Genomic DNA, 22,594 nt, shown 5'->3' with positions numbered 1-22,594 from the left:
CGCAGACATACATTATATTAATTTGATTTATGCCTTGCGTTGCATCCTACGCAAGCCGCCTGCCTTACCCTTTCATATAATGTGAGAAAGCTGGAACGTAATTCTGCCACAAGCGTATGTGAAAAATAGATTTATTATAAAATAGAGGTTTGACATGAAATTCCATTATTTTGCAGCCGCTGCCATGATGGGTGTGATGTGTGCATCCGCCCCTCTTCATGCCGAACCCCAGTTTAATGGCCGTGGTGGCCCCAATGGTGGCCCCGGCGCCATGCGCGGCGGCCCACAACATGGCGGCCCCGGCCCAGCCATGCACAACAACCGCCCCGGCCGTGGCGGCCCCGCGCGCGGTGCTGACAACTTTGATATGAACCGCACATGGCGTAAGGGAGACCGCTACGATGGCCCCCGCAACAGCCGCTGGATGATCACAAACTGGCAGAGCCAGCGCGGCCTGTACGCCCCGCCATCTGGCTATTACTGGATGCGCTATGGCAACCAGTTTTTGCTAACATCTCTTACCACGGGCATTATTGCTGGTGTTGTAAGCGCCACCATTGGGGCCGTTGCCACCCCAGCAACCCCCACCTATGCCACACCGGGCTATACAGCCCCCGGTTATGCCGCGCCCGGATACGCCGTTCCGAGCGGTTACTAAAAATAGCCTGATACACCATAGAAAAAAGCCAGAACGTATTTTACAATCTGGCTCTTTTCTACATATAAAAAAGCCGCTGCCCTTGATATATTGGGGCGCGGCTCTTTTCTTTTTACAATGGGTTTATGGGCTGCGTGCCACCACATGCCGCCACCGCCACCAGCCTTGTGCAGCAAGGCCCACAAAGGCCGTGTACAGCACAGCGGTTACAAACAGCCTGCGTTGCACAAACAGCAGCGCATACAGAACATCCACCACAATCCACAACACCCAGCAGGCGCGGTAGCGTTTGGCTGTCCATATCTGGCCCAGCACGCTGTAGGCACTTAGCCCAGCATCAGAAAGGGGCATGGGGTCATCCGTTATGCCGCGCAAGGCCAGCCCCAGGGCCAAACCTGCCACGGCTGTTATGCCGGTATCTCGCCATAAGGTGTGCCGGGTTAGGCGTGCAATATGCACCTGCCCGCTTGCCTGCACACCACGTTGCCAGCACCACAGGCCATATAACGCCAAAACCCCAAACACGCCCTGCAAAGCGGCATCTGCATAAAGATGATCCTGCGCAAACACCACGCCATATAATACCGAGGCCAGAAGCATAACCGGCCAACACCACACCGTTCTATGCCCCGTAAGCCACACGCCCAAGGCGCTGGCAACTGCCGCCAGCCATTCCAGCCCTGTCACCGCTGTTGCTCCGCCAGCAAGGCAGGCAAACGGGCCAGAAGTTCCTGCCCCTCTGGCGCTTGCGCAAACCACTGGGCATGGCCAAGCAGATACGCGGTATAGGCAACCTCCGCTGATGCCTCATCTTGCAGCAGAGTTCCAAAATATGCTGTTTCAGACAGCGCAAATTCAACATGCACCAAAGGCAAAAATGCCACCACCTGCGCACGTTCTGCCGCACTTAAAGGCCGGATGTGCTGATACCCCGTTACAAACGCAGCAAGCTGATCCCACTCCACCATATGCGGGGCCTGTTGTGCCATTGCGCTACAGCTTGGCAAAGCCAGCCAATCCACCATGCTGCGTTCTATGGCCACAGCCACATCAAACGCGGCGCAGGTGCGGTCTGCCATGCCAAAATCCAGCACGGCAACAGGTGTGTTTGCATGCCAGAACAGGTTGGAAGGGTGCCAGTCTCCATGCCCCCAAGCGGGTTTTATGCCGGGTAGCAAAGGGCGCAAACGTTCATGAAACGGCACAACAACCCGCGCCACATCCTGCTGCCACGGGCGGTTGGCCAATGCCGCCACCAACCCCGGTTGCCGCGCCACCCATTGCTGGAGTGCAGGCATAAAATCTGCTTGCCCCACCACGCACATGCTGGAAACCAGCGGCACCACCGGGGCGGTTTTATTGGCGCTGCGTTCGGAGGCTGTATCATCCGCTGCGGCCTTGTGCAGTTGCGCCAGCGCCACCCCCGCCGCATGCGCCTGCGCGGTGGAGAAATACGGTTTCCAGGACATCACATCCCGGTAGGTGTCTTGCCCTTTGGCGGGTAGAAAAGCCTCGTATGTCCAGTTTTCAAGTTCCAGCGCGGTGCGCCCGTTATGTAAGGCCAATGCGGGGCATACGGGCAGGCCCTTGCTGGCCAGATGGCGGATAAACGCGTGTTCCTGCTCCAGCATGGCGGCACTGCGCAATGCGCGTGCATGGCGTTTGAGCACGCAGCTTGTGGCTTGCACCACCTGCCCGCCTATATTGGCACTGGCACTGGCACTGGCACTGGCAGAAGCCTCTCCCGCAAGCTGCACCACGCAGGCGGCAGAAAACGGGCGCATGCTATGCCATGTTACCTTTTGCGCAGGCGGCATATTGGCAAAATGCGCTAGCACAGCAGAAACTTCATCCAGCGTAAGGCATGGCCAATCTCGCTTTTCCTGCACACCGTGAACGCCAAACTGAGCCGTATTCTGGGGGAAAGGATCTGCCACGCCTAAAACCCGGTAGAAGCTGTAAACAGGGCCGCAAACCCGCCGCCAATATAATAATCCGGGGCCTGCCCGGCTATGGTGGTGCCATAGCGGCCCTGTGTGTCATGCGCGTTCATGGTGGGGTCTGCCACGCCGGAAAGATAGTGCTGGTTGGTGATGTTAATAAAGTTCATGCGGAACTCTGGCCGATGCAGCACAGAAACATCATCCATCCGATACCCCAACGCCAGATTACCCGTAACATGGCTGGGCATGCGCTCATCATTCATGAATGTTGCGTATTGATGGCCGGTGTATTTTACGGTCATCACGCCAAAAAAGTGCCCGTCATCATATGTCAGGCCCGCGGCGGCTTGCAGCGTGGGGCTGCGTACGGCGCGTTTGCCGCGTGTGGGCAGCAGATCTCCGCCCGAATACAGATCATTATCAATGGTGGCGTGCAGATATTCGCCCGAAAGATACGGGCTAATATGGTGCCACGGGCGCAAACCTATTTCTACATCCACCCCGCGAGATGTCTGCCCACCTGCGTTGATGGTGGAATCCACCGGGGCGCCATTTATCATTGCCAAAGTGGCAATCTGGCGGTTTGTGAAGTTATAGTTAAATAACGTCAGGCTGCCCACAACGCGGCTGCCTGCGTAACGGTAGCCCAGTTCTTCTGCTATGGAATATTCATTTTTCAGGCTGGAAGTGCCTTTTTGTGTTACCGCGCCGGATGTGGGGTCATACGCATCATACAAGGCGGGTTCTGCCGGGGTGCGGAAGTTGGTGGTGGCATTGAAAAACACCTGATGTTCCGGCGTAATCTGAAAACGCACACCAAAGCGCGGCAGGGGCACGGCGGTGTTCATATTGGCGTGGTAGGGCGCGCCCGGCACGGCGTTTGTGCCTGTGCGCGAGAACATTACTTCCTTAAAACCGGCTGTCAGCAACAGCCTATCCTGCAACAGGGAAACCCTATCCCCCACAAACAGCGCATTGGTTTGCGAGAGAGTGTGGTTGCTGGCCCCCAGCAGCATGTTGCCATCGGCCAGCGTAATGGGCCGCCCACCCCATATGCTGCCCGCATTGCCGCTGCCATTTACGGCGGCAAAGGTTTCGCGCTCGGTGTCATCACCGTAATCATACCAGTAACCCAGCACCAGATCATTTACGCCGCGCTTCCATTCCAATGCGGATGTAAAGCCAGAACGAAAGCTGCGCTGTGTGTAATCTGCCCGCACAGTGCTGTAACCATCTGCCGTTACGGGCAAATCCAGCACATCGGACACGGCCTCTGTGCCATTATACAGGCCAGATGTGGGCAGTTGCGTACCGCCTGCGGCATTGCCATACGCGCCTTGCGCATAAGGCGTAACGTGCAGGCTTAGCCCCTCCGCCAGTGTAAATTGCAAAGGCGCGGCCAGATACAACGTGCGCTCCGGCTGGCGAGAAAGCCGCCAATAATCCGAACCCCCGTAATCATCATCCGCGTGGAAGTGCCTGTCCAGATTATTGGGGCCGCCTATGCCGTACGTGCGCCAATCATCCTTGCTAACCTGCGGGTAATAGCTGTCCACCGCTTGGTTCCAAGATCCTAACAACCCCGCGCTGTTGCCTTGGCCCCATGTTTTTTCCAGCTTGAAATCAACATGCTGGCGTTCATCCCGCCCGGCACCACGCCAGTTATCCGTAGCCCCGTGAGAATAGGAGACAAAGCCCCGTAGGCCGGTATTATGCCCGATCTCGCCCGTATCCAGCCGCAGGAACTCGCGGTTGGTATCGTAAGAGCCGTAGGAGGCGCTAAGCTGCCCACCCGCCTTTTGTGCTGGCGCGCGGAAACGCAGCTTCATTAACCCGCCAGCGGCGTTTAACACCGGGCTATCCAGATCGGGAGATCCCTGTTGCAGGGCAATGTTTTCGTAATTTTCGCTATCTGCAAACTGGCTGGGGTAGCCGGTGTAATAGGCAATATCGTTCAGCGGCATGCCTTCCAGCACGTAGCCTATGGCATCTCCATTCATGCCGCGCACGCTGATATTGGTTTGCGGTGAAAACCCAAACGGGTCTGACCCGCTAACATTGGCGCCCGGTAGTTGGGAAACAAGCTCAAACGCCGTGGCGGTGGGGGATTGCAGGCGAATATACTCCTGCCCCACCACGCTTTGGGCCTGAGGTTCGGTTTGCGAATGAATCAGCCCGCCGCCAGCACTGGCATGCAGCGGGTTGGCCCGCACAATAACCACCTGCGGGCGGCCAGAAGCCTGCACCGGCGCACCCTGCGCTTTGGGGGGTGTAGCCGCATGCGCACCCGTGGGCGCTGCCGCATGCTGGGCGGCTTTTGGCACGGCCACTGGAGGCACAGATGCAGCCTGCGCCTGCCCAACCCAAACCGGCCACGCCATGCTGCAAAGCAGCGCGCCAGAAGCCAGCGCACAGGCCATCCACCACCGTTGGCGGCAACAGGGCCGCACTTTGGGGGCCACGCACCAGCATACTGCACGTTGTATTAAGGCAGGCATCTGGTTTTATCCTTCTGCCGCACCAAGGCGCACCTGCCGCACCACGCGCTCCATCGTTAACCCCTGCACTAAAATGGTAAACACAACCACCGCATAACACACTGCAAGCAGCACATCACGCATAGGCCCGTGTTCCAGGCTTAACGCAAGGGCTATGGAAATACCGCCACGCAGGCCGCCCCATGTCATAATAGCCAATACGCGCCAGCGCTGGGAATCCCGCAAATATACGGGCAGCATGGCCAGCAGCACGCTAAGCGCCCGCACGGTAATGGAAAGCGGAATGGCCAAAGCGGCCGCCAGCAACACCGGAACACGGATAGGCACGCTGAGCACATAAAACCCTATCAGCACAAACAGACAGGCGTTAAGCACCTCATCCACCATCATCCAGAAATTTCGGATTTCGCGGTGCCCGTGCTGGCTAAGCGCCCCCAGTGCGCGGGGCATGCCCAGCACCAGCCCGGCTGTAACGGCCGCCACCGGGCCAGAAACTTCCAGCATTTTGGCAAGGCTGTACACCCCGCTGGCAAGAGAGATGGAAATAAGCAGTTCAAGATGCGCATCTGTTACCAGCCGCATGCACCATACCGCCAAGCACCCGCACAAAAAGCCCAGCAGTAGGCCGCCCCCCACTTCCTGCACCATTTGCCACACCAGATCCCCCAATGGGCCAATGGTGCCCGCCTCTGCCAGTTGCACCGCTACGGCAAACACCACAACACCCACGCCATCGTTAAACAGGCTTTCCCCCGCAAAAATGGCTTGCACTCTGGGGGGCAGCCCCAAGCGGCGCAACATGCCCACAACAGAAACAGGATCTGTTGGGGCCAGAATTGCCCCCAGCACCACACACCACGGCAAAGAAACCGCAAGCCCCACCAGCGGAAACGCCATCCACATGCCCCCGGCAAGCAGCGCCACAGCCAGCAGTGTGCCTAAAAGCGCCAGTGCCAGAATGGAAAAACGGTTCTGCCATAACTCGCGCTGATCTACAGATTGCGCACCCGCAAACAGCAGAAAGGACAAAGCCCCATCCAGCAAAGTGGCTGGCAGATTTATGCTATCCAGCACCGCGCGGGCGGCATCCATACGGGGCATGGGCACGGCCTGCTCCAGAAAAAGCAAAACCGTGGCCACCCCCAAAGCCTGTGCCGTAATGCCAATAGTGGTGGGCAGGTGCAGGTAACGGTGGTTGATAATGGCAAAAGCTGTTGCCAGTGTGATCACAATGGCAAACAGCGCCAGCGGATTGAAAAAAGGCGGCATGAGCGGTTTCCAGTCTGATCAAACAGGCTGATGACGGGCGCAAACCAGAAAACCGCAAAACCGGATGCCAGATCAGGCGTTATTCTGCGGCTGCCCGGCCTCATCCATATTCACGATCGTCTGATCCGAAATGGAAACGTCTGTAAGTTCGGGGCGTTGCAATGCCTCGTTGGTAGAGCGCGCCAAACCGGCTGTCTTGTCTTTCAGATCTGCCAGTTCCTCCCGCACATCTCCCAGAATTTCCAGAAGGGCCTGATGGTCTTCTGCTGCGCGCCGGTCTGCCCCACGGCTTAGCACCGCATTACCCACCATAAGCGCGGGCAGCGCCACAAGCTGGATACAGTTGCTGATATATAGCAGCGTGTTCTGCCACTGGGGCACAACCGCTGGCACCAGAGAAAACAGGAAAAACACATACACGCACCAGATACTGCCGAACATGACTGTCATTTTAACAGCCACGTTCTCGTTAAATCTGTTCACAAATGAATCGGCCTGTTGCTGTGATTTAGGTTTCATTTCTATACCTTTGCCTGAAATACCCACCGCGTTCGGGTGGGCTATCTATTTGCTCCAAGGTGTATCACAGCGTTGTGGGCTTGTCCGCTTGCGGGCAGCAAGGCTGGCTCCCACGCGCATGCTTCAGGCCAGCAGATAGGGCTGGCCGGTGGGGGTGGTTAGCACGCCTTGGGGGGCCAACAGGGCATTGGGCGGTATGGGCGTGCCATCTGCCAGCGTGGGCACCTGTGGCGGCGCGGCGGCGGCACTTTCTGCACTGATGTAAAGCTGCACGCTGGCCGTAACGCTGCGCCCCTGTACGGTGTGCAGCACCATCTGCACTGTCTGCACCGTATCTGGCGGGCCGCTGCCCAAAAACACGCAGGCCATGCCTTGTATAATTGTAACCCACAGCACAGCCAGATCCGTATCCTGCCCGGTTGCAGTGGGCACGCTGGCCGTCACACTGGCCAGCGTATCCCCCGTGCCTTCCAACCATGCGGCTGGGGTAAGGGTATAATCCAGCGCATCTGCACTGCTGCGGGCAGGCCATGCCTGCACCACCTGCTCTGCCAGTTGGCCACGCAGGCATAGCCCCGGCGCCATCATAACCGGCAACACGCGTGCGCGGGCGGGTTGCCACCCCGGCGCCAGCACGGCCCCTTCTGGCAGCACAGAACAGGCCGTGCCTGCGGTATTGCAAGAACATGTCATGGTTTTTTACCTTGGCCCGATAGCTGTAACCCATACCGTTATGGGGGTGGAAACCGCGCCATCGTGATCATCCACCACATAGCGCACGCCCACAGCGCCAATGCCCGTGGCGGTAGGGGCCTGATCGGGCATGGCAAGTGTCATGCGTTGTTCATACTGCATGCACTGCAACTGCACAGATGTGGGCACCCCCGCAAAAGCCTGCGGAAAAGTAATGGCATCTCCATCCTGAATGGTAACGGAAAAGGACTGAATGCGCTGCCCGTATGGCAGGTTGATCACACGCCCATCCTGCGTGGCAAAATCGGCCTGATACGTGCCCAGCCCCACATAACTGCCAGCGGGCTGAAACACCCCGTTGGCCCAGCTTTGCGTAGCCACCACCGCGCCATCTGGCATACGGATGGAGCCATCCTGGCGGAACTGCCATTCATGCCATCCGCCTGCGGCATCTGTTAACTGCACGCTGGCAAACGCATATTGCTCAAACGCATCACGCAGGCAGAACAGCGCCTTCATGCTGGCGCTATACCCCAAGCGAGAAATAAACTGTGGCCCCCACGGCATATCACCCGCCTGTGGTGCGCCATTGCTGCCGCTGCCGCCCCATGTGCCGGTGCTATCGTAATAACCGTTGCTGATTTTACCACCCGTAAGCGGAAAAAAGCTTTGCGCGGCTTGGGCAGATGTAAGCAGCCCGCTAAACAGGTTTGTCCACGCCGCACCCTGCGCGCCGGGGGTGGACAGGTTGTTATCCTGCCCAGAAACCCAAAACGTGCCCACAACGCTGCCCGCCACCACAGCCCCAGCCGGGTAGCCACCAATAGCGGCGGCAAAACTGGCATCAAACGGGCCAACATAACCTGTTTGCAAAACCTGAATGGCAGCAGAAAGCGTTTTCAAAAACCCGTTCATATCCGCCCCACGCGGGGGTACGCCACCGGCTGCGCGTTCTGTAAAGGTTTCGGGCGGAAAACCCAGCGCCATGCTGGCAGAGCCATCGCCCGCCGTGGTTTGCGCTGTGGGAATATCCGCACAGTTGGCCGCTGTGGCGGAGGCCGCAATAGGTGTTGTAAACCGCCCGGAAATATCTGCTTGTTTCATAAGGTCTTCAGCCCCTGATGCTGTAAGATACCGCAACCCCGGCGGGGCGCGGCAGCACACCGGCGTTTTCGATAATGGAAACCTGCACATCTGTTGGCACAAAGCCAAAGGCGTAGGTCACGCTCATGTTGGTGTTATCTTCCACCCACGCATCGCCCTGCCCGGCAAACAGCGTGCGCAAAATGGCGTTAAGCGAAAGCACAGAACAATCCGTAATATTGGCCAGCGCCTTGGCATAAATAAGCTGCCGAAACCCGACATCTGACAGGCTGCAATTTGTAAAATCACCCACCACAACACGGCCCGCATACCACGGGGCGGTGTTAAAGCCCTGCTCTGTCAGATCATTGGCCTCGGCAAAGCCCAGATACTGGCCAGAGGCCATGCGCAACACGCGCGAAACCCCAACAATGCGGCCCCATACATCCAACCCGTAGCCTTGGGCTGTTTCTATGTTCCATAGATTTTCAAACCAGTTTTCTATACTCTGCGCGGGGTCGAAACACTGGTTCCAGCCCTCTAGCAGCGCATTCAGGCTGGGCGAGCACGCATATTGAGAAAGCACCGTTTGCCCGACATTCTGCATCAGGCAAACTCCACGGCAATATCAGCCAGTTCCAGCGTGAAAATCTGGTTGATATTTGCCTGCGCCGTAACACCCGTGGGGTTGGCCGCTGTGCCCACCCGAATATCCACCACCTGCGCCCAACTGCCCACCGCCGCCACGCAGGCGTAAAACCGGCTGGCATATAGCGTGCCACCAATACCCACGCGGGCAGAACCATCCTGCCCCAAAAAGCACGCCAGAACAGCTTGCTGCACGGCAGATGTTGCTGTGTTTGGCACGCCAGAACCGGCTGCCAGTGTAAGCACAATATAAAGCGGCGTGGGCTGGGCACGCTCAAACGCCACTGTATAGCTGGGTGGTGTGGTGTACGTGCCAGAAGTGTCTGTTACAGAAACACTGGTGCTGCCAGTATAGGCACAGCCGGGTGGCTTTTTACGCAAGATAGCCAAAGCCACGGCGGCATCCGTACCGCCATTTACGCACACATACAGGCTATTGGGCGCAAGTGTTATGCCCCCTTGCGTTACTGCAACATTGCTGCTGTTATCTGCAACATACGCATCGGTTACGCCATCTACCGCCTGCACGGCCGCCAATATGGCAGCCAATGCCCCTACGGAATTCACAGCCACGGCGGCCTGCCTGCGGGCTTCAAACGCTGCACGGCCTTCTACCGCACGCCCCGTAACCCCTGCCACCGCGTTGCCCACGCCAGACCACCCGGCAACAGATTGGCACAGCCGCACACTGCCCGCCGGGCAGGATACCTCCCCCAACGTGGTGCAGGAAAACGTGCCCGTGCCTGTGCCCGTGGTATCCAACGTAATAGCCGCATCTGCCGCATAGGTATTGCCCGCAGCATCTGCCACCAAAGCCCCTTGCGGAATAACCGTGCCCTCCACCCCCGTGCATTGGCATGTTACCACCGTGGGCGTAGCGGGTTTGCGCTCCATAAAATAAATACGGCCAATGGCATCCTGCATGCGGCCAAAAGCACGCGCAGGGTCCACCCCGTTAAACACAGCCAGCATTTGATCATACGCATCGCCCAAAATGGCGGTAAGCGATGTGGCCAACTGTCCTTGTGGGGTAGATAAATCCGTGTTCAGCGTATTGCCAAAAGCGGCGTTTATATCTGCCAGAACACCGGCCAGCATGTCTGCCTCCTGCGGCAGCACAAAGCCGGTATCATCCAGCAAGGGCGCAGGCACAGATGTTGTGCCTGCGGCAAGTGAGGTTTTAGAAACTGGCAAGGGTTGTACTTCCGTTTTCCAATGTCAGATAAATCTGGCCGCTTAGCTTGCGGTCTGCCCCAAGGCTGGCCAGCACACAGGTTGCGCGCGCCACGTTGGGCACAGCAAGGGCCGCCTGCGCAACATCGGCCCGAAACAGCGCGGCAGACTGGTTGCGCCCCAAAACACCTGCCAGATAGGGCAAGCCAAGGGCCGTGTTGTACCAGCATTCTCCCTTAAACACGCGCACCGCGCTGGAAACATCCTGCGCGGTGGCGTAGGGCACATCCGCCACGGCAATATTGCCCTGCGCATCCACCACCAGATCCCACGTTGCACGATCTAGCAACAAGGTTTTCATACGTGCTTCTCCTAACCCTGCGGGGCGCTGGTGGTGCCACTGCCGGGCATAACGCCACCATGCACATGCGATACCAGCGAAACACCACCGGCCTGCACATCCTGCCCCACATTCAGGCTGCCACTTATGCTGGCATCTCCTGAAATCTTGAGTAATTTTGCAGATATTTCCACAGTTCCGGGCGTATGTATAACCACCCCATCAGGTGTGAACTGAATATACTGGCTGGGTGCCGCATTTAAAAAACCGCCCAAATACAGCGCATCCGCCATACTGTTGTGCCGAAAACTGCCGGGCGGAGCAGCAGTGCGGGCGGTTTTTACGTTTAGAATATCCCGATCCGCCATGACGGCCAGCCCGATATCCCCCACTGCGGGGTCTAGCACCACAGCGCTGCTGCCACCCTGAAGCCGAAAATATGGCACGTTATACACCACACCATGCGGCATGGTTTGGCCTGCGGCATCTTGCTGATGCACCATAGGTTGCACATCCACAAACCCAACAGGGGCCAAGCCTGCGCCAGAAACCGCACACACCTTAACGGGTATAGCGGTGCGCACCTCCACCAACATGCGGCGCATAACGGCCACCAGCGCGTTGTAATCCGATGCCGCCGCCCCGGCCCTATCAAACACCGCCTGACCAGATGCGGGCATATTGGGCGGAAAGCCTGATGCAAAACTTCTCTGATCTGTCATGAATTTTTCAATCCTACGGCCTGCGCCACCACATTGGTAAACCACGGGCCATCTGGCATTTGCGCGCTTAAACTGTGCCGAAGATGCAAAACCTGCCACAGCCCCGTTGCCCCTCCACCGGGCTGATACGGGCTTTGCAACGCCAGCACGCCGCCACAGCCAATGCGCGGGTTAAACAGCATGTCCAACGACACCCCACCACCAGACCACGTGGGATACCCCACCAGCCCCGTGCTGGCCGAAACCTGAATAGCGGCAGATGTATCCACTGTTGTGCTGGTTCCGCCGGTTCTGGCGGGCCATGCCGCTAAACGCCCCCGCCCTAATGCGGCCTGAAAAGGTTGCGTATTCAAACACTGGCTGATCTGCTGCCCCGGTGTGCCATGAAAATACGGATCATGCAGCACGGTGTTCAGCCCGTTATTTTCAAATGTCAGCCCGGCTTTTGCGGCAATACGCGCCAATACCTGCGCCAGCGGCACCGCCCCCCTAAACCCGGTGGGCAAAGCAGGCAGCGCATTTGGCAATACTGTAGAAAACGCCTGCACCACAAAAGCAACATCTGGTGCTGTGCTATAATCTGCATAAGCCAAAGCAACCCCACCCTGAAACACCAAAGCCTGCGCGCCAGAGGCCCCATCGGGCACCATAAGCAACACTTCGCTGGCGCTCTGGTTGGCAGGGTCTGGCGCGCTCAGGCTCAGGCGGTTCATTAAATCTGGAGGCATGCCGGTGATACGGATAGACACGGTTTCTCCCGTTGGGTACGGGGCCTGCAAAATATCCGCCTGCACCTGCAAACCAGAAAGCGTAACCGTATCCACCCCATCTGCCGTACCAAACACGCCATTAAGCAGCCGAAACATTACCTGCACATCTCGCGTGGCCCAGTCTGGTGTTTTTGTGCTTGGCATGCTGCTCATGCGGGCCATCCGCTGCGCCATAACAGCACATAGCGCGTGCCAAGCCCGGTGCTTTGCGGGTTCTGCGTGCCTTGGGTATCCATAAACGCCAGATCACCCGGCAGGCCGGTGGCGGCATTCCGTGCCAGCCATGTGCGATCTTGGCACAACACGCCAGAAAGCACGCGCGTGCCAGCGCACCATATATCTGCATACAGCCCCGTAGCACGTTGGCGCAGGGCTATCTGGAGTGTTTGTGCTGCCAGTGTAATCTTAAACATCTGTGCAGGCACGGCACTTATGGGCACCTGCACCAGTGTTGTTGTGGGGGTGCTCATGCAATTTCTCCGGCATCTGCATAACTGGTGGCCGCATAGGCTATGCCGCCGCATTGTATCTGCTGGCCCTGCGGCATGCGGGTGCTGGCAAACTGCGTGCTTCCGGTTATACGCACTTCCTGCAAGGCAATTTCTACAACTGGCATGGTAATGCCTTGGCGAGCTTCCCTCATCCAACGGTGGCCGATAATGTTAACGCTATCGTATTTCTTTTCCGGGGTGATAACGGCATACAGGTTTGTATCGGCCTCCAACGCCTCCAGCGTGGCAAAAAAACCTGCACGCACATACAAAGCCCCTGCCTGCCCGGCCCCTGCCAAAACATCCAGCGCAAGGTTGGTGGCATTGGCATCCTCCATTCCGGCTTCTGAACCATCGCACACCATCACAATCCGATGCTGCCGAGACATGCGCACTTTGCTGTAGGATAAAAATGCACCACCCTCCAGCGGGGCTTCTGCAATGCGCCACGTACTTTGCATATCGGCAGAAAGCACATGGGCAGATGTTAAAACCCTCTGCCCATCCTGTGTAAAAATACCCCACTGGCTGGCGGCCTGCGTAATTTGCAGATCATCCAGCAAACTGCCAACTGTAACAGATGCCGAAGCCTGCACCCCGGCAGAAACAGATTGCCCCATAAGGGCAGGCACCCCCGCTGCAACAGGAATATTCCATACAGATGGCAGGCTGACAGGCAACATGGGCATATAACAGAACTCTTTACTGAACAGGAAAAGGGTTTTTAAATAGAACCAAGCGTAGAAAGTGCTGCCAAAGCAGTGCTATCTCCCCCGCCAAAGCCCTGCATGGCCACACGTGGCGGCAGAGGCGCAGGTTGTTGAGGTAGTTCCGCAAACGGGCTGGTCGTTGAGCGCACAACACTTTGCCCCTGTGGTGCTGGAGCGGATTGCCCCCAAGGCAGAACAGGCTGAACCGCCACCTGCATAAGAGGAGAGGACGGCAAAAATGCCCCCACCCGCCCTTGTGCACCGGGCGCCGCAGCACGTGGCGTGGTTTGCAAAACAGTGCGCGCGGGCTGTTGGGGAACAGAAACACCTTGCCTGAACACAAAAGGCTGCAAACCATTCTTGCGTTGTAGGTATTGTGGAAAGTGCTGTATGTGCCGTGAATATTCTGCAATAACCGGCATCTCCCTCAAACTTGCAGACACGCGCACAGCGCCTGCTGCCAGCTTTGAGATACCACCTGCCACAGGCCCAGAACGCTCTGGCAAATATGCAGATAAATAGCCTGGCGACACAGAAAACGGCCTGCGTGCCAGAATATCCGCAACTCCCTGATAAAGCTGACGCCCGCACGGTTTTGGAGGCTGCGTAAACTCTAGGCCGCTTACCGCCCTTGGTTGCGCCGTGCTGGCCACCAATACCGCGCGATAAGGGAGCGGGGCCGCATTCTGCAAAACCCTTTGTGATACTGTTTGCGTTTCCCGCAAAACAAATGGCACATATGCACTTTGTCCCATATATCCAGCACGTTCCGCACGGCCTGTTGTCGGCGCAAACACAGATGGCCCTGCCCCCAGCGCAGGGAGAGGAACAGAAAATACAGGTTTCTGCTCCCCCACCCCCAAGGGCATATGCACGCCCCCCAGACTATACTGGTGCAGAAGGTGCAATAACGTTAAAAGGCCCTTGTGTTCCTTCTTTTTTACCTGTGCATGGGGCTGCATAAAGCGTTCCAACACACGGCGCAGCCGTTCTAGCAACGGCAAGGTTGCACGTGCGCTGCTGTGGGGCAAAGTATTTACAATTTTGGCCATGTTTGGGGGCTTTCCTGCGCGGGAGCATGCGCCATATTCCAGTTGCGGACAGAAAGTATTTCGACAAGCGTATAAAAATCTTCGCTATCGTAAATTGTTTTCAGATCATGTAACGATGCAAGACCCGATGCCACAACCGCCGCCATAGCGGGCGAGATATTTACACAGTTTACAACGGGGCCTGTGCGGCCTCTTCCCCCAGCAAAGCCGCCACTAGGGGGAAAAGCTGGTGCGCGGCGGCCCGCAAAAAACCCACATGCAACCTAAAAGCCTCGGCCCGCACCATGCCCAGAGTTTCGGGTTCTGCAAAATCGGCGGAAATAACAGCACGTGTTACTTCTGGCCGGTGCGGATCTGGCCGCATTTTAACGCATTGCATCAGCCGGGCCAAAGCGGCATCTAAATCGGCTTCTTCCATAAAACCAAAAATTTCCAGCCCAAAAGCGGCAAGTCCGGCAAGGCCTGCCTGCGCCATATCCGCCCCCACGCGCGCGCCGCCCCGTATGGCAGCCTGCAACACGTGGCGCGCCCAGCTATCTGCGGCAAACGCATCCATGCGTGTCAGCACAAATACCTTGCCTTGGTCTTCCCCCGGCAGGGGGTGCGTGTATTCCACGGTTTTCATGCCTGCTCTTTCCTGTATCTTTTTAAAAACATCTGTTTTTTACAAGGCAGCAGGCAACACGCGCTCCCACAGAATTTCAAAACTGCGGCCTTCCAGCACGCGGCCTGCGCTGGGCATAACAGCCACGGCCTGCAAAAGGCCGCGCACCATGGTATATTTGCGCCCAATGGAAGGCAGTTGAATTTCCGCCCCCAGCCGATACAGCCCGCGCTGGGCATCCTGCGCTGCGGCAATGGCCTCAAACACCAAGCCACTTTCACTGCTGGCCGCCAAAGAGATTGTTTGCCGAACAGGGGTGGGTATCCAACCAGCGCTCAGGTAGCCATCTATGCTCATTGAGGTTTCTGCCAGATCCCGCATGGTGGTTTCAAAAGCACGATCGGCGGCGTAGTTTTCCAGCGTAATGGGTGTATTGTATAACCCCGGCACCGTAATGGTAAAAACCGAGTTGGCGGCGGTAATATCGTAATCAGACATGCTTACTGCACCTCTACTGTAGCCAGAGAGATAGACTGGACAGACTGCCCATCCATGTAAAAGAACCGCGCCTGCACTGGCCCACGTTTGGCCCGTGTAGCGGCAGATGCGGTAGAAGCACCGGGCAGCAGATACCACCCGCGTGTGGCCAGCGTATCTGCAATGCTGCGCCCTGCCTGTGCATTTACCACCTGCGCCTGCGCGGCAGAAAGCGATACGTTGGGCTGGATAGCGCCAAAAGCTACAGCAGTATCAATCGTATTTTGCACAGCGGTAGCCAGCAGCGTATCACCCTGCGTGGCATAAGGAATTTGCCCCACGGAAGAAAACAGCGTGAGCAGATCAGACTGGAAGGAGGATGTCATCCAGATCTGGTTGAGATAACTGTCTGCCCATGCAAACGGGCCAGACACTGCACCGTTATTGAGAAAACTGAATGTGGAATCCCCACTTTTGTAGGAACCATAAAAGCTGTAGCCATTTTCTAGCAATGCTTGTGCTTGTGTGGCCGTAATATCTGCCGGGGTTACGCCCCCATTGTTGCGGAACATCAGCGTGGTACGCCCGGCATTGCGCTGCGGGTTCATGCTGGCGGCCCAGCCCAAACACAGGGCGGCGGCCAGTGTGCCGTTGCCATCCGTATTGCACAGGCACGTTAGCCCCGGCGTAGCCTGCGCTGTAACCGTGCTGCCAAAACAGGCTGATCCTGCCTGCAAAATGCTGGCATCACTATCCTGCATAATGCCCCAGTAGCGGTTGGGGTTTGTGGGCATCCATGCGGCAATAGCCGTTTTGGCTGTGGCATCTGGTTCCTGCGCAAACGCAAAAGCGCACCAATCTGCACTGGCGGCGGCAGCATTTGTAAGGGCTGTGGTGTAATCCGTATCTGCCGGGCTGGCGGGCAGTTGGTAAAAATACAGCGTTTGCGGCAGATCCTGCGCATTGGTGTAGCCCGCAAAGTAAATGCTGGCCATGCTGGCTTCAATACTTTCCGCACCGCATGTGGCTGCTACTTCCGCCGCCGTTGTAAAGGTGGAAAGGCCCGAAGAAAGCGCCATATTTGTAGAAAACACAAGCCCATTCAGCAGGTTTGTGGTGCCCCCCGCCGCCAGCACACCCGGCGTGACAGACACAAGGGAAGAAACAGGAAGGATCATGCAGGTTTTACTCGCATTTCAAAGCCTGTCTGCGGCCACGCTGTGCACTGTGGCAGTGGTGGCGGTGGCGGCTGGCAGGGTGATGGAAAAAGTAAGCTGGCTGTGCAGGGTAAGCTGCCAGTGGGGTTCGTATTGTTGTTGCGCGTTAATGTAGGGCAGACACTCGGCGTTATCTGCATATAAAGGGGCAATGCGCGGCATATCTTGCTGTTGTGCCACAAGGTTTGTAAAAAACGTGGTGCTCCATGCATCACGCCAAAGGGTGAGCAGTGTTTGCGCGGCATCTGCGGCATCCGTGCCAAAAAGGCTGATCTGGGTAGCAAGCTGCTCCTGCCGCAACAGGGTGCAACTTTGCGCCCCATAACGTGTGCTACCCGTGCCAATAGGCTGGCGATGCAAAGGCGCCATTAACACCAACATGCCGCGTGGAGGTGGCGTGCGGTTTTGCCGGGCCTGCAAAACGGTTGTACCTGCTGGCAGAACTTCCGTTAAAAAAGTGCGCAAAGCGGCAAATACCGTTTCTTCATCTGGCTGTTGCACAACTTGGGGGCTCATGCCGCCACCTGTTGGGTTACCAACACGCGGCACCATTGGCCGCCCCATGCCTCGGGCTGGGCCGTTACCAGCCAGTGCGCGTTATCAAACACAAACACATCGCCCCCAAACTGATGCGTACGGTCCACCCCGCAAATTGTGCCGGGCATATAGATTTCTCGCTGAATGATGCTTTGGTTTTGCCCATCTGTTTGCGTAAGCTCATCTGTAGGCACGGGCTGCACCCGAATGGTTACGGCAATATCCATGGTGCATGGGGTGGTGGTGCCATCTGCTGCGGTTTTATAACCCGTGTTAACACGCAATATGGCGGGCACAGATGGCAACAAAGCCGCCGTGGCCCCCAACGCCATGTTGAACACTGCGTTCATGGCCATGAAATCACCCTCTGTGGCCAGCCCGGCACATAGCGCCCCATACGCAAAAAGGCAGATGCCGCCCAAAAGGTTGCGCCATAAGGTGTTTGCACCCACCACGCCTGCGTGGGGGAAACCGTGCCCATATCGGCCTGTACCTGCACGCTGCCCATGCGTGCGGTGGTAATGCGCCCTACAAGGGCAGGCGCACCATCCCCCGCCCCGGTGGCATACACCCCGCTATTTAGGCCAAGCTGAAGCAGATGTGCTGTAATCAGCATCAGCAAATCTGCCCGGCGGGCCGGGTTGCGCACGGGGGATGTGGCCGAGTTGTTTAAAAACAGCCCTGCACGGGCAAAACACGCGCTTGCGGCATCTGCCCCCGCTCTGGCCACAAGGGCTGGGTAGCGCGCCTTAAAAGCTGCGGCATCAAACACAACGGCCCCATCTTCCGCCATGTTGCAGGCAGTAGATAAGGCAGCCGCTTGCATTGGCTGGTTTTCCGGCATGAAAAACATCCTTTTACATGCTGCAAAATAACGGAAAGTTTGGCTTTATGCGGGTGTAATGCCAGGGGCTGGTGCTGCGGGGTTAAGTGGTTCCATACCCGTGCGCAGGCTGGCTTGCTCCTTGGCTTGGCCTGCGGCTTTTTCTGGCGAGGTTTGCGCAAAAATCAACCCGGCTTCCAGCGGTGGAAAGCCTGCGTATTTTTGCGCCCATGCCTGCCAGAACTCTGCTGGCACGGGGGTAAGCCCATACCCGCCCGCCTTGGCTGTGCGTGCGCCTGCCAGTTCGTGCTTCTGGCCTGCCAGTTCCAGCACAAGCCCGTTGGGCAGCTTGCACCCAACGGTAACTGTTGATGATGTTGCCATGTGTTTTTCCGTTTTTATGCAGGGTTTGCGTTACGCGGGCTGTGTTTTACAGGCCTGTCATGGTGGCAATGCCTGCGGGCATGTAAATAATGGCCCCCCATGTGCCTTGAGAAAGCTTCTGCTTCCATGCCGATGCTTCTGTAACCACGGCATGGGCACGCAGTTTTTCTGTAAATGCGGCTTCTGCGGTTTTCTGCACATCCACGTGGTCGGCCATAATTTGCATGGTCTGCACGCCGTTGGCGGCGGCATCTCCGTATTCTACGGCCTGCACAAAGCGCAAATTGGGGTAGGTTTCACGCAGCATGGTTAAGGCGGAAAGGCCAAAACTGTTGCGGCGCGTTAGCAAACCCATGCGGGTTGGGGCAAGGCCCAGCACCATGGGTGTATCCGTATCCACCAGCCCGGCGGTTTGTTTGCGCAACTGGTTGATAAGGGCAATAACGTCATCCTGCCGTTCTTCCGGGGTGGCGTTGTCCCACGCGGTGCCACCTGCGGTTTTGGTGGTGGGGGTAATGGCGGCAGGCAGGCGTGGGTCATTAAGATACCCATAAAGTTTTAGACCACTGATACCAAAAAAGTATGTCTGGTTCTGAAACTTGTTCAGCTTAAGTGCTGCGGCCTCTCGCAGGCTGGCGGCCCATTGCAGGCGGGCCTGCCCGGCCAGCGCCAGTTCCTGCTCACCCCACGCCACAAACACCTGATAATGGTAGGACTGGCGCTCAGGAAAGCTGGGGTTAAGGCTAACCGTGCCATTCTGGTTCCAATCCCCGTAGGAGGAAACCTGCCCTGCCGTTTCCAGCATGGGAAATACAGCCGTTTTAGAAACCCAATCCCCTTTACGCACTTCGCCCAGCAGTTCGGCGGCGCGCATGGGGGCAAAGGCCACCTTGATCAGCCCCGTATCCACCCAGGCAGACATAAAAGCCGGAATACCCGCATTGGCGGTGGTGGAAAGCGCGGGCTGAGCATCCAACGCCATGCTATCTGATACCAAATGCTCTGCGCCAATCAGGCCGCGCGCATCGGGCACCACAAAGCCAAGGCGGTTAAGTTCTGCCAGTTCTGTGTAAGACGTAACCATTATGCGTGCACCCATGTAGAAATCCGAACCAGCTCACCCACGGCACCGGCAGAGGCTACAAAAAACCCTGTTGTCACCGCGCCATTTACGGTACTGCCCGCTGCGGCGGTTTTAATGGTGCCATCTGTCAGGCTGGCAAAAACGGCCTGCCCCGGCGTGGCCTGTGTGGTGGGCTGCACCCAGAAATCTCCTGCCGTAAACAGCGTTACGGGAAAGCCCTGCGGAATAACCATGCTTTCCGATGCCGTAAAATCCGAGATCTGGGCTGTAAGATCACGATGCACAAAGCCATCTGGCGCGGCGGTGCTGCCACTTGGCGGCATGTTGGCCACGCTTACGCCATCGGCCTGCACCCAGCCAAAAGCGGCCACCGTGCACCCACCAGCGGCCGCCACCAATGCGCCCTCACCCGCCGGAAAAGTGGCTGTGGGGTTGAGAGATGCAAAATCACCCGGCACAGCAGGCGCTGGCTGGATATTGACCTGATTTTGAAAAGACATTTACCTGCCTTGTATCATGCGTAAATAAAAAAAGGGGAGTTCAGCCGCGCACGCCAATGCGTTCCAGCCCAAAGCGCTGCCGAAAGCCCTGCGTTGCGGCGGCATCCTGCCCCATGATGGCGGATGCCCCACCAGCACGCGGCTGCATGCGGGCATAGCTTTCAAACAGCGGTTTCAGCCCCTGTTCGGGCAAGCTGGTTACATCAATACCCGCTTCCTTTAAGGCAAAACCGTAAATGGCGGGGGCGCTGTCCATTGCAACATCGCCCACAAAGGGGCGCACGGCGCGTTCTTCCGCCTGCTGCACGGCCTGGGCAATGGCGGCATCCATAGTTGCAACGGTAATGGGGGTTTGATCAGGCATGGCCTGAAAGCTCCTGTTATTTAAAGGCATGTTTTGGTTGGGTGCGGCATCGCCAATAATGGCGGAAGGCACGCGCGGCTGGGCCACAAGGGCCAGATGGTTAAAGGCAATATCCGCCATAACCAGCGTATAAGGCGTGCCCATATAAGTGCCCGCCTGCTTAAGAGCCGTGTACCGATACCCCGCAGAAACCGCCCGCTGTGTGCCGTTTTCTATGGCCTTAATGGCCGTGGCATCCCATATTGTTAAGCTGCCTGTCAGGTTGGGTGGGGTAAAGCGCACATCGCTGCCCACCGCGCCCACGGTTATGCTGGCGGGATGATCCTGCGCGCTTACGGGGGTATGCTGCATGAGCACCGGCTTGCCGCGCAGGCTGGGGGCGGCACGCATAAGCGCATCGGGCGGGCGAAAAACGCTGTAAACCTCGTTATCTTTCAGGCCCAGCGCCGCAGCGCCCGGTATTTCCCGCCCGTAATAGGGGCTAACGGTTGCGGCGGATAAAATGCAGTGCGCAATGTGCAAATGCCCATCTGCATCCACCCGGCGCACGCTGGCCCTGTCCAACGCCAAAAGCTGCGTATCTGGCGCAGCCACAGCGTGTGGGCTGGCACGGGCCTGCCCGGTATTGGGTGTGTTCATTTAAGGCGTGTCCTGTTTTTTGGCGTCAATTTCCGCCTGTTCGGCCTCATCCATCTGCCACAGCGGGCGAAAGGTGAAATCTATGTCCGTATCCACCGCGCCCCACACATTCAGCATCACCATGTGCAAAATGCGCGTTAGGTTCGGGCGCAAGAAGGATTCCTGATAAGCGCTGATCCGATCATAAAAAACCCGGATCTCTCCATCTGCCGAGGCGTTCAGCCCGGAAGGAGAAATACCGGCAAACTTTACCAGCGGCTGTTGCGCCACGGTGCAGATTTGCTCCAGCGCCTGCGCCTGCAACTTGTCCAACCCGGCCAGCGGAGCCGCCAGAAGCTCCAGCTTTTCGCGCTCCTTATCCAGCACAAACGTGCCCCTGTTGGAACGAAAGCGGTTAAACGCCTCCACCCTTGCCAAAAGCCCTTCGGGGTCCTGCGCATAAGCCGCCATATCGGTAGACAGGGCGACAATGGAAAACGCATTCAGCAAATCCGAAACACTCTGGCGCGTGCGCAACCAGTTTTCCACATAGGGCCGCGCCATTTGCGTAAGGGAAACACCGCCGAAGTTATAGGCAGGTTTGAGAATATCCGGCACCTCCCGCGCGCAAAACCGCAACAGGCGCGAGGCATGCAAAAGCGTGCCCTGCACCCACCAGCTTTGTGGCCTGTAAAACGCGGGGTGCAGCGGGTTTGTGGTTTCATACGCGGCGGGGGTTGTCCAAACCGGCTCTACCGGCACCAAGGCCCGCAAACTGCCTTTACGAAAAGTTTCAGGCCGCAACAGCAAAGGTGATGCCAAACCACCCGCCACGGGGGAAAGCCCGGTATCTACATACAGCAGGCCCATGCCGTAATGGCCATCCATTTCCGCCATGCGGCGCAGCACATCACGCACATTCAGGCGGGTAAATTCGGCCTCCAACTGGCTGATGCGCGCGGCTTTGCTCTGCTCCTGCCCTGTGCGGGAGGTAAACACCAGCCACTGGCGCGTGGCCTCCGTGGCAATGGTGTCCACCATGTGCCGATATTCCGCCCGCTGGGCCATTTCCGCCAGCCGCGCATAACCGGGAAACACCACCCCATCCGCCACGGCATTGCGCAGCCAGTCCAGCAAACCGGGGTTACCCTGTGCGGCGGCACTATCCATAGCCAGCGGGGCGGTGCTGCCATTGGCCCGCACCCCACGCGGGGGCCGATACGGCGCAAACACATCTGCCCGCGCTGGAGCTGCCGGGGCCACCTTGGCAACATCTGCCGCAAAAGCCCCTTGGGGCAGCAGCGGCTCCTTCCGTGGCGGGGCTACGGGGGCACAACGCCCGCGCATACGCTGCCACCACCCCGGCATAGCGCGGGAAGAAAAAGACAAACCAGGCATACCCTGCCCCTTGTTAAAA

28 protein-coding genes are annotated in these 22,594 nt (G+C 57.7%); 1 reads left to right on the top strand and 27 read right to left on the bottom strand.

What is annotated here, in order from left to right; translation table 11 throughout:
* Positions 1-154: 154 nt before the first annotated feature.
* Positions 155-658, top strand: coding sequence for an RcnB family protein (locus DS739_RS02830; RefSeq protein ID WP_006117097.1), 504 nt, complete (start codon positions 155-157; stop codon positions 656-658).
* Positions 659-781: 123 nt separating this feature from the next.
* Here DS739_RS02830 and pnuC read toward each other — a convergent pair whose 3' ends face one another.
* From pnuC to DS739_RS02700, 27 genes are all read right to left on the bottom strand, one after another.
* On the bottom strand, positions 782-1,345 hold the full coding sequence (pnuC, locus tag DS739_RS02825) for a nicotinamide riboside transporter PnuC (protein ID WP_006117096.1): 564 nt from the start codon (positions 1,343-1,345) through the stop codon (positions 782-784).
* A complete protein-coding gene (locus DS739_RS02820; protein ID WP_006117095.1) occupies positions 1,342-2,595 on the bottom strand; it encodes a phosphotransferase enzyme family protein in 1,254 nt (417 codons plus the stop codon). The genes pnuC and DS739_RS02820 overlap by 4 nt, the downstream gene beginning before the upstream one ends.
* 2 nt (positions 2,596-2,597) lie before the next feature.
* Positions 2,598-5,099 (bottom strand): TonB-dependent receptor, encoded by a 2,502-nt coding sequence (locus DS739_RS02815; protein WP_006117094.1) that lies wholly within the window; start codon positions 5,097-5,099, stop codon positions 2,598-2,600.
* Positions 5,100-5,105: 6 nt separating this feature from the next.
* Positions 5,106-6,368: a sodium:proton antiporter gene (locus DS739_RS02810; RefSeq protein WP_035354190.1), complete on the bottom strand. Its 1,263-nt coding sequence runs from the start codon at positions 6,366-6,368 to the stop codon at positions 5,106-5,108.
* 72 nt (positions 6,369-6,440) lie between these two features.
* Positions 6,441-6,887 carry a hypothetical protein gene (locus DS739_RS02805; protein WP_035354323.1) on the bottom strand — a complete coding sequence of 149 codons (447 nt, stop codon included), beginning with the start codon at positions 6,885-6,887 and terminating at the stop codon, positions 6,441-6,443.
* 123 nt (positions 6,888-7,010) lie between these two features.
* Complete coding sequence (locus DS739_RS02800; protein ID WP_006117091.1) at positions 7,011-7,580, bottom strand: hypothetical protein; 570 nt, start codon at positions 7,578-7,580, stop codon at positions 7,011-7,013.
* A 6-nt stretch (positions 7,581-7,586) separates the two neighbouring features.
* Positions 7,587-8,684 (bottom strand): hypothetical protein, encoded by a 1,098-nt coding sequence (locus DS739_RS02795; protein WP_035354193.1) that lies wholly within the window; start codon positions 8,682-8,684, stop codon positions 7,587-7,589.
* A 7-nt stretch (positions 8,685-8,691) separates the two neighbouring features.
* Positions 8,692-9,270, bottom strand: a complete 579-nt coding sequence (locus DS739_RS02790) for a DUF2612 domain-containing protein (protein ID WP_006117089.1) — start codon at positions 9,268-9,270, stop codon at positions 8,692-8,694.
* Positions 9,270-10,463: a baseplate J/gp47 family protein gene (locus tag DS739_RS02785; protein WP_170315336.1), complete on the bottom strand. Its 1,194-nt coding sequence runs from the start codon at positions 10,461-10,463 to the stop codon at positions 9,270-9,272. The genes DS739_RS02790 and DS739_RS02785 overlap by 1 nt, the downstream gene beginning before the upstream one ends.
* 28 nt (positions 10,464-10,491) lie before the next feature.
* Entirely contained in the window at positions 10,492-10,845 is a 354-nt protein-coding gene (locus tag DS739_RS02780; RefSeq protein ID WP_006117087.1) for a hypothetical protein, read from the bottom strand.
* A gap of 11 nt (positions 10,846-10,856) precedes the next feature.
* On the bottom strand, positions 10,857-11,546 hold the full coding sequence (locus DS739_RS02775; RefSeq protein WP_035354196.1) for a Gp138 family membrane-puncturing spike protein: 690 nt from the start codon (positions 11,544-11,546) through the stop codon (positions 10,857-10,859).
* Positions 11,543-12,469 (bottom strand): baseplate hub protein, encoded by a 927-nt coding sequence (locus DS739_RS02770; protein ID WP_035354199.1) that lies wholly within the window; start codon positions 12,467-12,469, stop codon positions 11,543-11,545. The genes DS739_RS02775 and DS739_RS02770 overlap by 4 nt, the downstream gene beginning before the upstream one ends.
* Complete coding sequence (locus DS739_RS02765) at positions 12,466-12,786, bottom strand: phage baseplate plug protein (protein WP_006117084.1); 321 nt, start codon at positions 12,784-12,786, stop codon at positions 12,466-12,468. Before DS739_RS02765 ends, DS739_RS02770 begins: the two co-directional genes overlap by 4 nt.
* Positions 12,783-13,496 (bottom strand): hypothetical protein, encoded by a 714-nt coding sequence (locus DS739_RS02760; RefSeq protein ID WP_006117083.1) that lies wholly within the window; start codon positions 13,494-13,496, stop codon positions 12,783-12,785. Before DS739_RS02760 ends, DS739_RS02765 begins: the two co-directional genes overlap by 4 nt.
* A 35-nt stretch (positions 13,497-13,531) precedes the next feature.
* Positions 13,532-14,569, bottom strand: a complete 1,038-nt coding sequence (locus DS739_RS02755) for a hypothetical protein (protein WP_006117082.1) — start codon at positions 14,567-14,569, stop codon at positions 13,532-13,534.
* A complete protein-coding gene (locus tag DS739_RS14110) occupies positions 14,554-14,703 on the bottom strand; it encodes a hypothetical protein (RefSeq protein ID WP_162269444.1) in 150 nt (49 codons plus the stop codon). The genes DS739_RS02755 and DS739_RS14110 overlap by 16 nt, the downstream gene beginning before the upstream one ends.
* 35 nt (positions 14,704-14,738) lie before the next feature.
* Positions 14,739-15,194, bottom strand: a complete 456-nt coding sequence (locus DS739_RS02750) for a hypothetical protein (protein WP_006117080.1) — start codon at positions 15,192-15,194, stop codon at positions 14,739-14,741.
* A gap of 39 nt (positions 15,195-15,233) precedes the next feature.
* A complete protein-coding gene (locus tag DS739_RS02745) occupies positions 15,234-15,671 on the bottom strand; it encodes a phage tail fiber protein (protein WP_006117079.1) in 438 nt (145 codons plus the stop codon).
* 2 nt (positions 15,672-15,673) lie between these two features.
* The gene (locus tag DS739_RS02740; RefSeq protein WP_006117078.1) at positions 15,674-16,828 is read right to left on the bottom strand and encodes a DUF3383 family protein; all 1,155 of its coding nucleotides are present in this window, start codon (positions 16,826-16,828) and stop codon (positions 15,674-15,676) included.
* Between the two features lie 18 nt (positions 16,829-16,846).
* The gene (locus DS739_RS02735; RefSeq protein ID WP_170315335.1) at positions 16,847-17,383 is read right to left on the bottom strand and encodes an LIC_12616 family protein; all 537 of its coding nucleotides are present in this window, start codon (positions 17,381-17,383) and stop codon (positions 16,847-16,849) included.
* The gene (locus DS739_RS02730) at positions 17,380-17,760 is read right to left on the bottom strand and encodes a hypothetical protein (RefSeq protein ID WP_035354202.1); all 381 of its coding nucleotides are present in this window, start codon (positions 17,758-17,760) and stop codon (positions 17,380-17,382) included. Before DS739_RS02730 ends, DS739_RS02735 begins: the two co-directional genes overlap by 4 nt.
* Entirely contained in the window at positions 17,751-18,257 is a 507-nt protein-coding gene (locus tag DS739_RS02725) for a DUF4054 domain-containing protein (RefSeq protein WP_006117075.1), read from the bottom strand. Before DS739_RS02725 ends, DS739_RS02730 begins: the two co-directional genes overlap by 10 nt.
* Positions 18,258-18,293: 36 nt before the next feature.
* Positions 18,294-18,611 carry a hypothetical protein gene (locus DS739_RS02720; protein ID WP_006117074.1) on the bottom strand — a complete coding sequence of 106 codons (318 nt, stop codon included), beginning with the start codon at positions 18,609-18,611 and terminating at the stop codon, positions 18,294-18,296.
* 46 nt (positions 18,612-18,657) lie between these two features.
* Positions 18,658-19,695: a major capsid family protein gene (locus tag DS739_RS02715; RefSeq protein ID WP_035354206.1), complete on the bottom strand. Its 1,038-nt coding sequence runs from the start codon at positions 19,693-19,695 to the stop codon at positions 18,658-18,660.
* Positions 19,695-20,195, bottom strand: coding sequence for a hypothetical protein (locus DS739_RS02710; protein ID WP_006117072.1), 501 nt, complete (start codon positions 20,193-20,195; stop codon positions 19,695-19,697). Before DS739_RS02710 ends, DS739_RS02715 begins: the two co-directional genes overlap by 1 nt.
* Positions 20,196-20,235: 40 nt before the next feature.
* A complete protein-coding gene (locus DS739_RS02705; RefSeq protein WP_006117071.1) occupies positions 20,236-21,198 on the bottom strand; it encodes a DUF2213 domain-containing protein in 963 nt (320 codons plus the stop codon).
* The gene (locus DS739_RS02700; protein WP_035354325.1) at positions 21,199-22,575 is read right to left on the bottom strand and encodes a DUF1073 domain-containing protein; all 1,377 of its coding nucleotides are present in this window, start codon (positions 22,573-22,575) and stop codon (positions 21,199-21,201) included.
* Between the last annotated feature and the right edge of the window lie 19 nt (positions 22,576-22,594).

Origin of the sequence: Acetobacter sp. JWB (assembly GCF_003323795.1) — a bacterium.
GTDB classification, from domain to species: domain Bacteria; phylum Pseudomonadota; class Alphaproteobacteria; order Acetobacterales; family Acetobacteraceae; genus Acetobacter; species Acetobacter oryzifermentans.
Note: the sequence above shows the minus strand (reverse complement) of the source record. Positions and strands in the feature narration are given on the sequence as shown.

Bases quoted from the DNA above. Each gene is read 5' to 3' on its own strand.
- DS739_RS02800 (WP_006117091.1), bottom strand. From the start codon at position 7,580: ATGACATGTTCTTGCAATACCGCAGGCACGGCCTGTTCTGTGCTGCCA.
- DS739_RS02725 (WP_006117075.1), bottom strand. From the start codon at position 18,257: ATGTTTTTCATGCCGGAAAACCAGCCAATGCAAGCGGCTGCCTTATCT.
- DS739_RS02815 (WP_006117094.1), bottom strand. From the start codon at position 5,099: ATGCCTGCCTTAATACAACGTGCAGTATGCTGGTGCGTGGCCCCCAAA.
- DS739_RS02740 (WP_006117078.1), bottom strand. From the start codon at position 16,828: ATGATCCTTCCTGTTTCTTCCCTTGTGTCTGTCACGCCGGGTGTGCTG.
- DS739_RS02770 (WP_035354199.1), bottom strand. From the start codon at position 12,469: ATGAGCAGCATGCCAAGCACAAAAACACCAGACTGGGCCACGCGAGAT.
- DS739_RS02805 (WP_035354323.1), bottom strand. From the start codon at position 6,887: ATGAAACCTAAATCACAGCAACAGGCCGATTCATTTGTGAACAGATTT.
- DS739_RS02760 (WP_006117083.1), bottom strand. From the start codon at position 13,496: ATGCCCATGTTGCCTGTCAGCCTGCCATCTGTATGGAATATTCCTGTT.
- DS739_RS02745 (WP_006117079.1), bottom strand. From the start codon at position 15,671: ATGTCTGATTACGATATTACCGCCGCCAACTCGGTTTTTACCATTACG.
- DS739_RS02750 (WP_006117080.1), bottom strand. From the start codon at position 15,194: ATGAAAACCGTGGAATACACGCACCCCCTGCCGGGGGAAGACCAAGGC.
- DS739_RS02730 (WP_035354202.1), bottom strand. From the start codon at position 17,760: ATGGCCATGAACGCAGTGTTCAACATGGCGTTGGGGGCCACGGCGGCT.
- DS739_RS02780 (WP_006117087.1), bottom strand. From the start codon at position 10,845: ATGAAAACCTTGTTGCTAGATCGTGCAACGTGGGATCTGGTGGTGGAT.
- DS739_RS02710 (WP_006117072.1), bottom strand. From the start codon at position 20,195: ATGTCTTTTCAAAATCAGGTCAATATCCAGCCAGCGCCTGCTGTGCCG.
- DS739_RS02765 (WP_006117084.1), bottom strand. From the start codon at position 12,786: ATGAGCACCCCCACAACAACACTGGTGCAGGTGCCCATAAGTGCCGTG.
- DS739_RS02790 (WP_006117089.1), bottom strand. From the start codon at position 9,270: ATGCAGAATGTCGGGCAAACGGTGCTTTCTCAATATGCGTGCTCGCCC.
- DS739_RS02700 (WP_035354325.1), bottom strand. From the start codon at position 22,575: ATGCCTGGTTTGTCTTTTTCTTCCCGCGCTATGCCGGGGTGGTGGCAG.
- DS739_RS02795 (WP_035354193.1), bottom strand. From the start codon at position 8,684: ATGAAACAAGCAGATATTTCCGGGCGGTTTACAACACCTATTGCGGCC.
- DS739_RS02810 (WP_035354190.1), bottom strand. From the start codon at position 6,368: ATGCCGCCTTTTTTCAATCCGCTGGCGCTGTTTGCCATTGTGATCACA.
- DS739_RS02775 (WP_035354196.1), bottom strand. From the start codon at position 11,546: ATGACAGATCAGAGAAGTTTTGCATCAGGCTTTCCGCCCAATATGCCC.
- DS739_RS02705 (WP_006117071.1), bottom strand. From the start codon at position 21,198: ATGAACACACCCAATACCGGGCAGGCCCGTGCCAGCCCACACGCTGTG.
- DS739_RS02720 (WP_006117074.1), bottom strand. From the start codon at position 18,611: ATGGCAACATCATCAACAGTTACCGTTGGGTGCAAGCTGCCCAACGGG.
- DS739_RS02830 (WP_006117097.1), top strand. From the start codon at position 155: ATGAAATTCCATTATTTTGCAGCCGCTGCCATGATGGGTGTGATGTGT.
- DS739_RS02755 (WP_006117082.1), bottom strand. From the start codon at position 14,569: ATGGCCAAAATTGTAAATACTTTGCCCCACAGCAGCGCACGTGCAACC.
- DS739_RS02735 (WP_170315335.1), bottom strand. From the start codon at position 17,383: ATGAGCCCCCAAGTTGTGCAACAGCCAGATGAAGAAACGGTATTTGCC.
- DS739_RS02715 (WP_035354206.1), bottom strand. From the start codon at position 19,695: ATGGTTACGTCTTACACAGAACTGGCAGAACTTAACCGCCTTGGCTTT.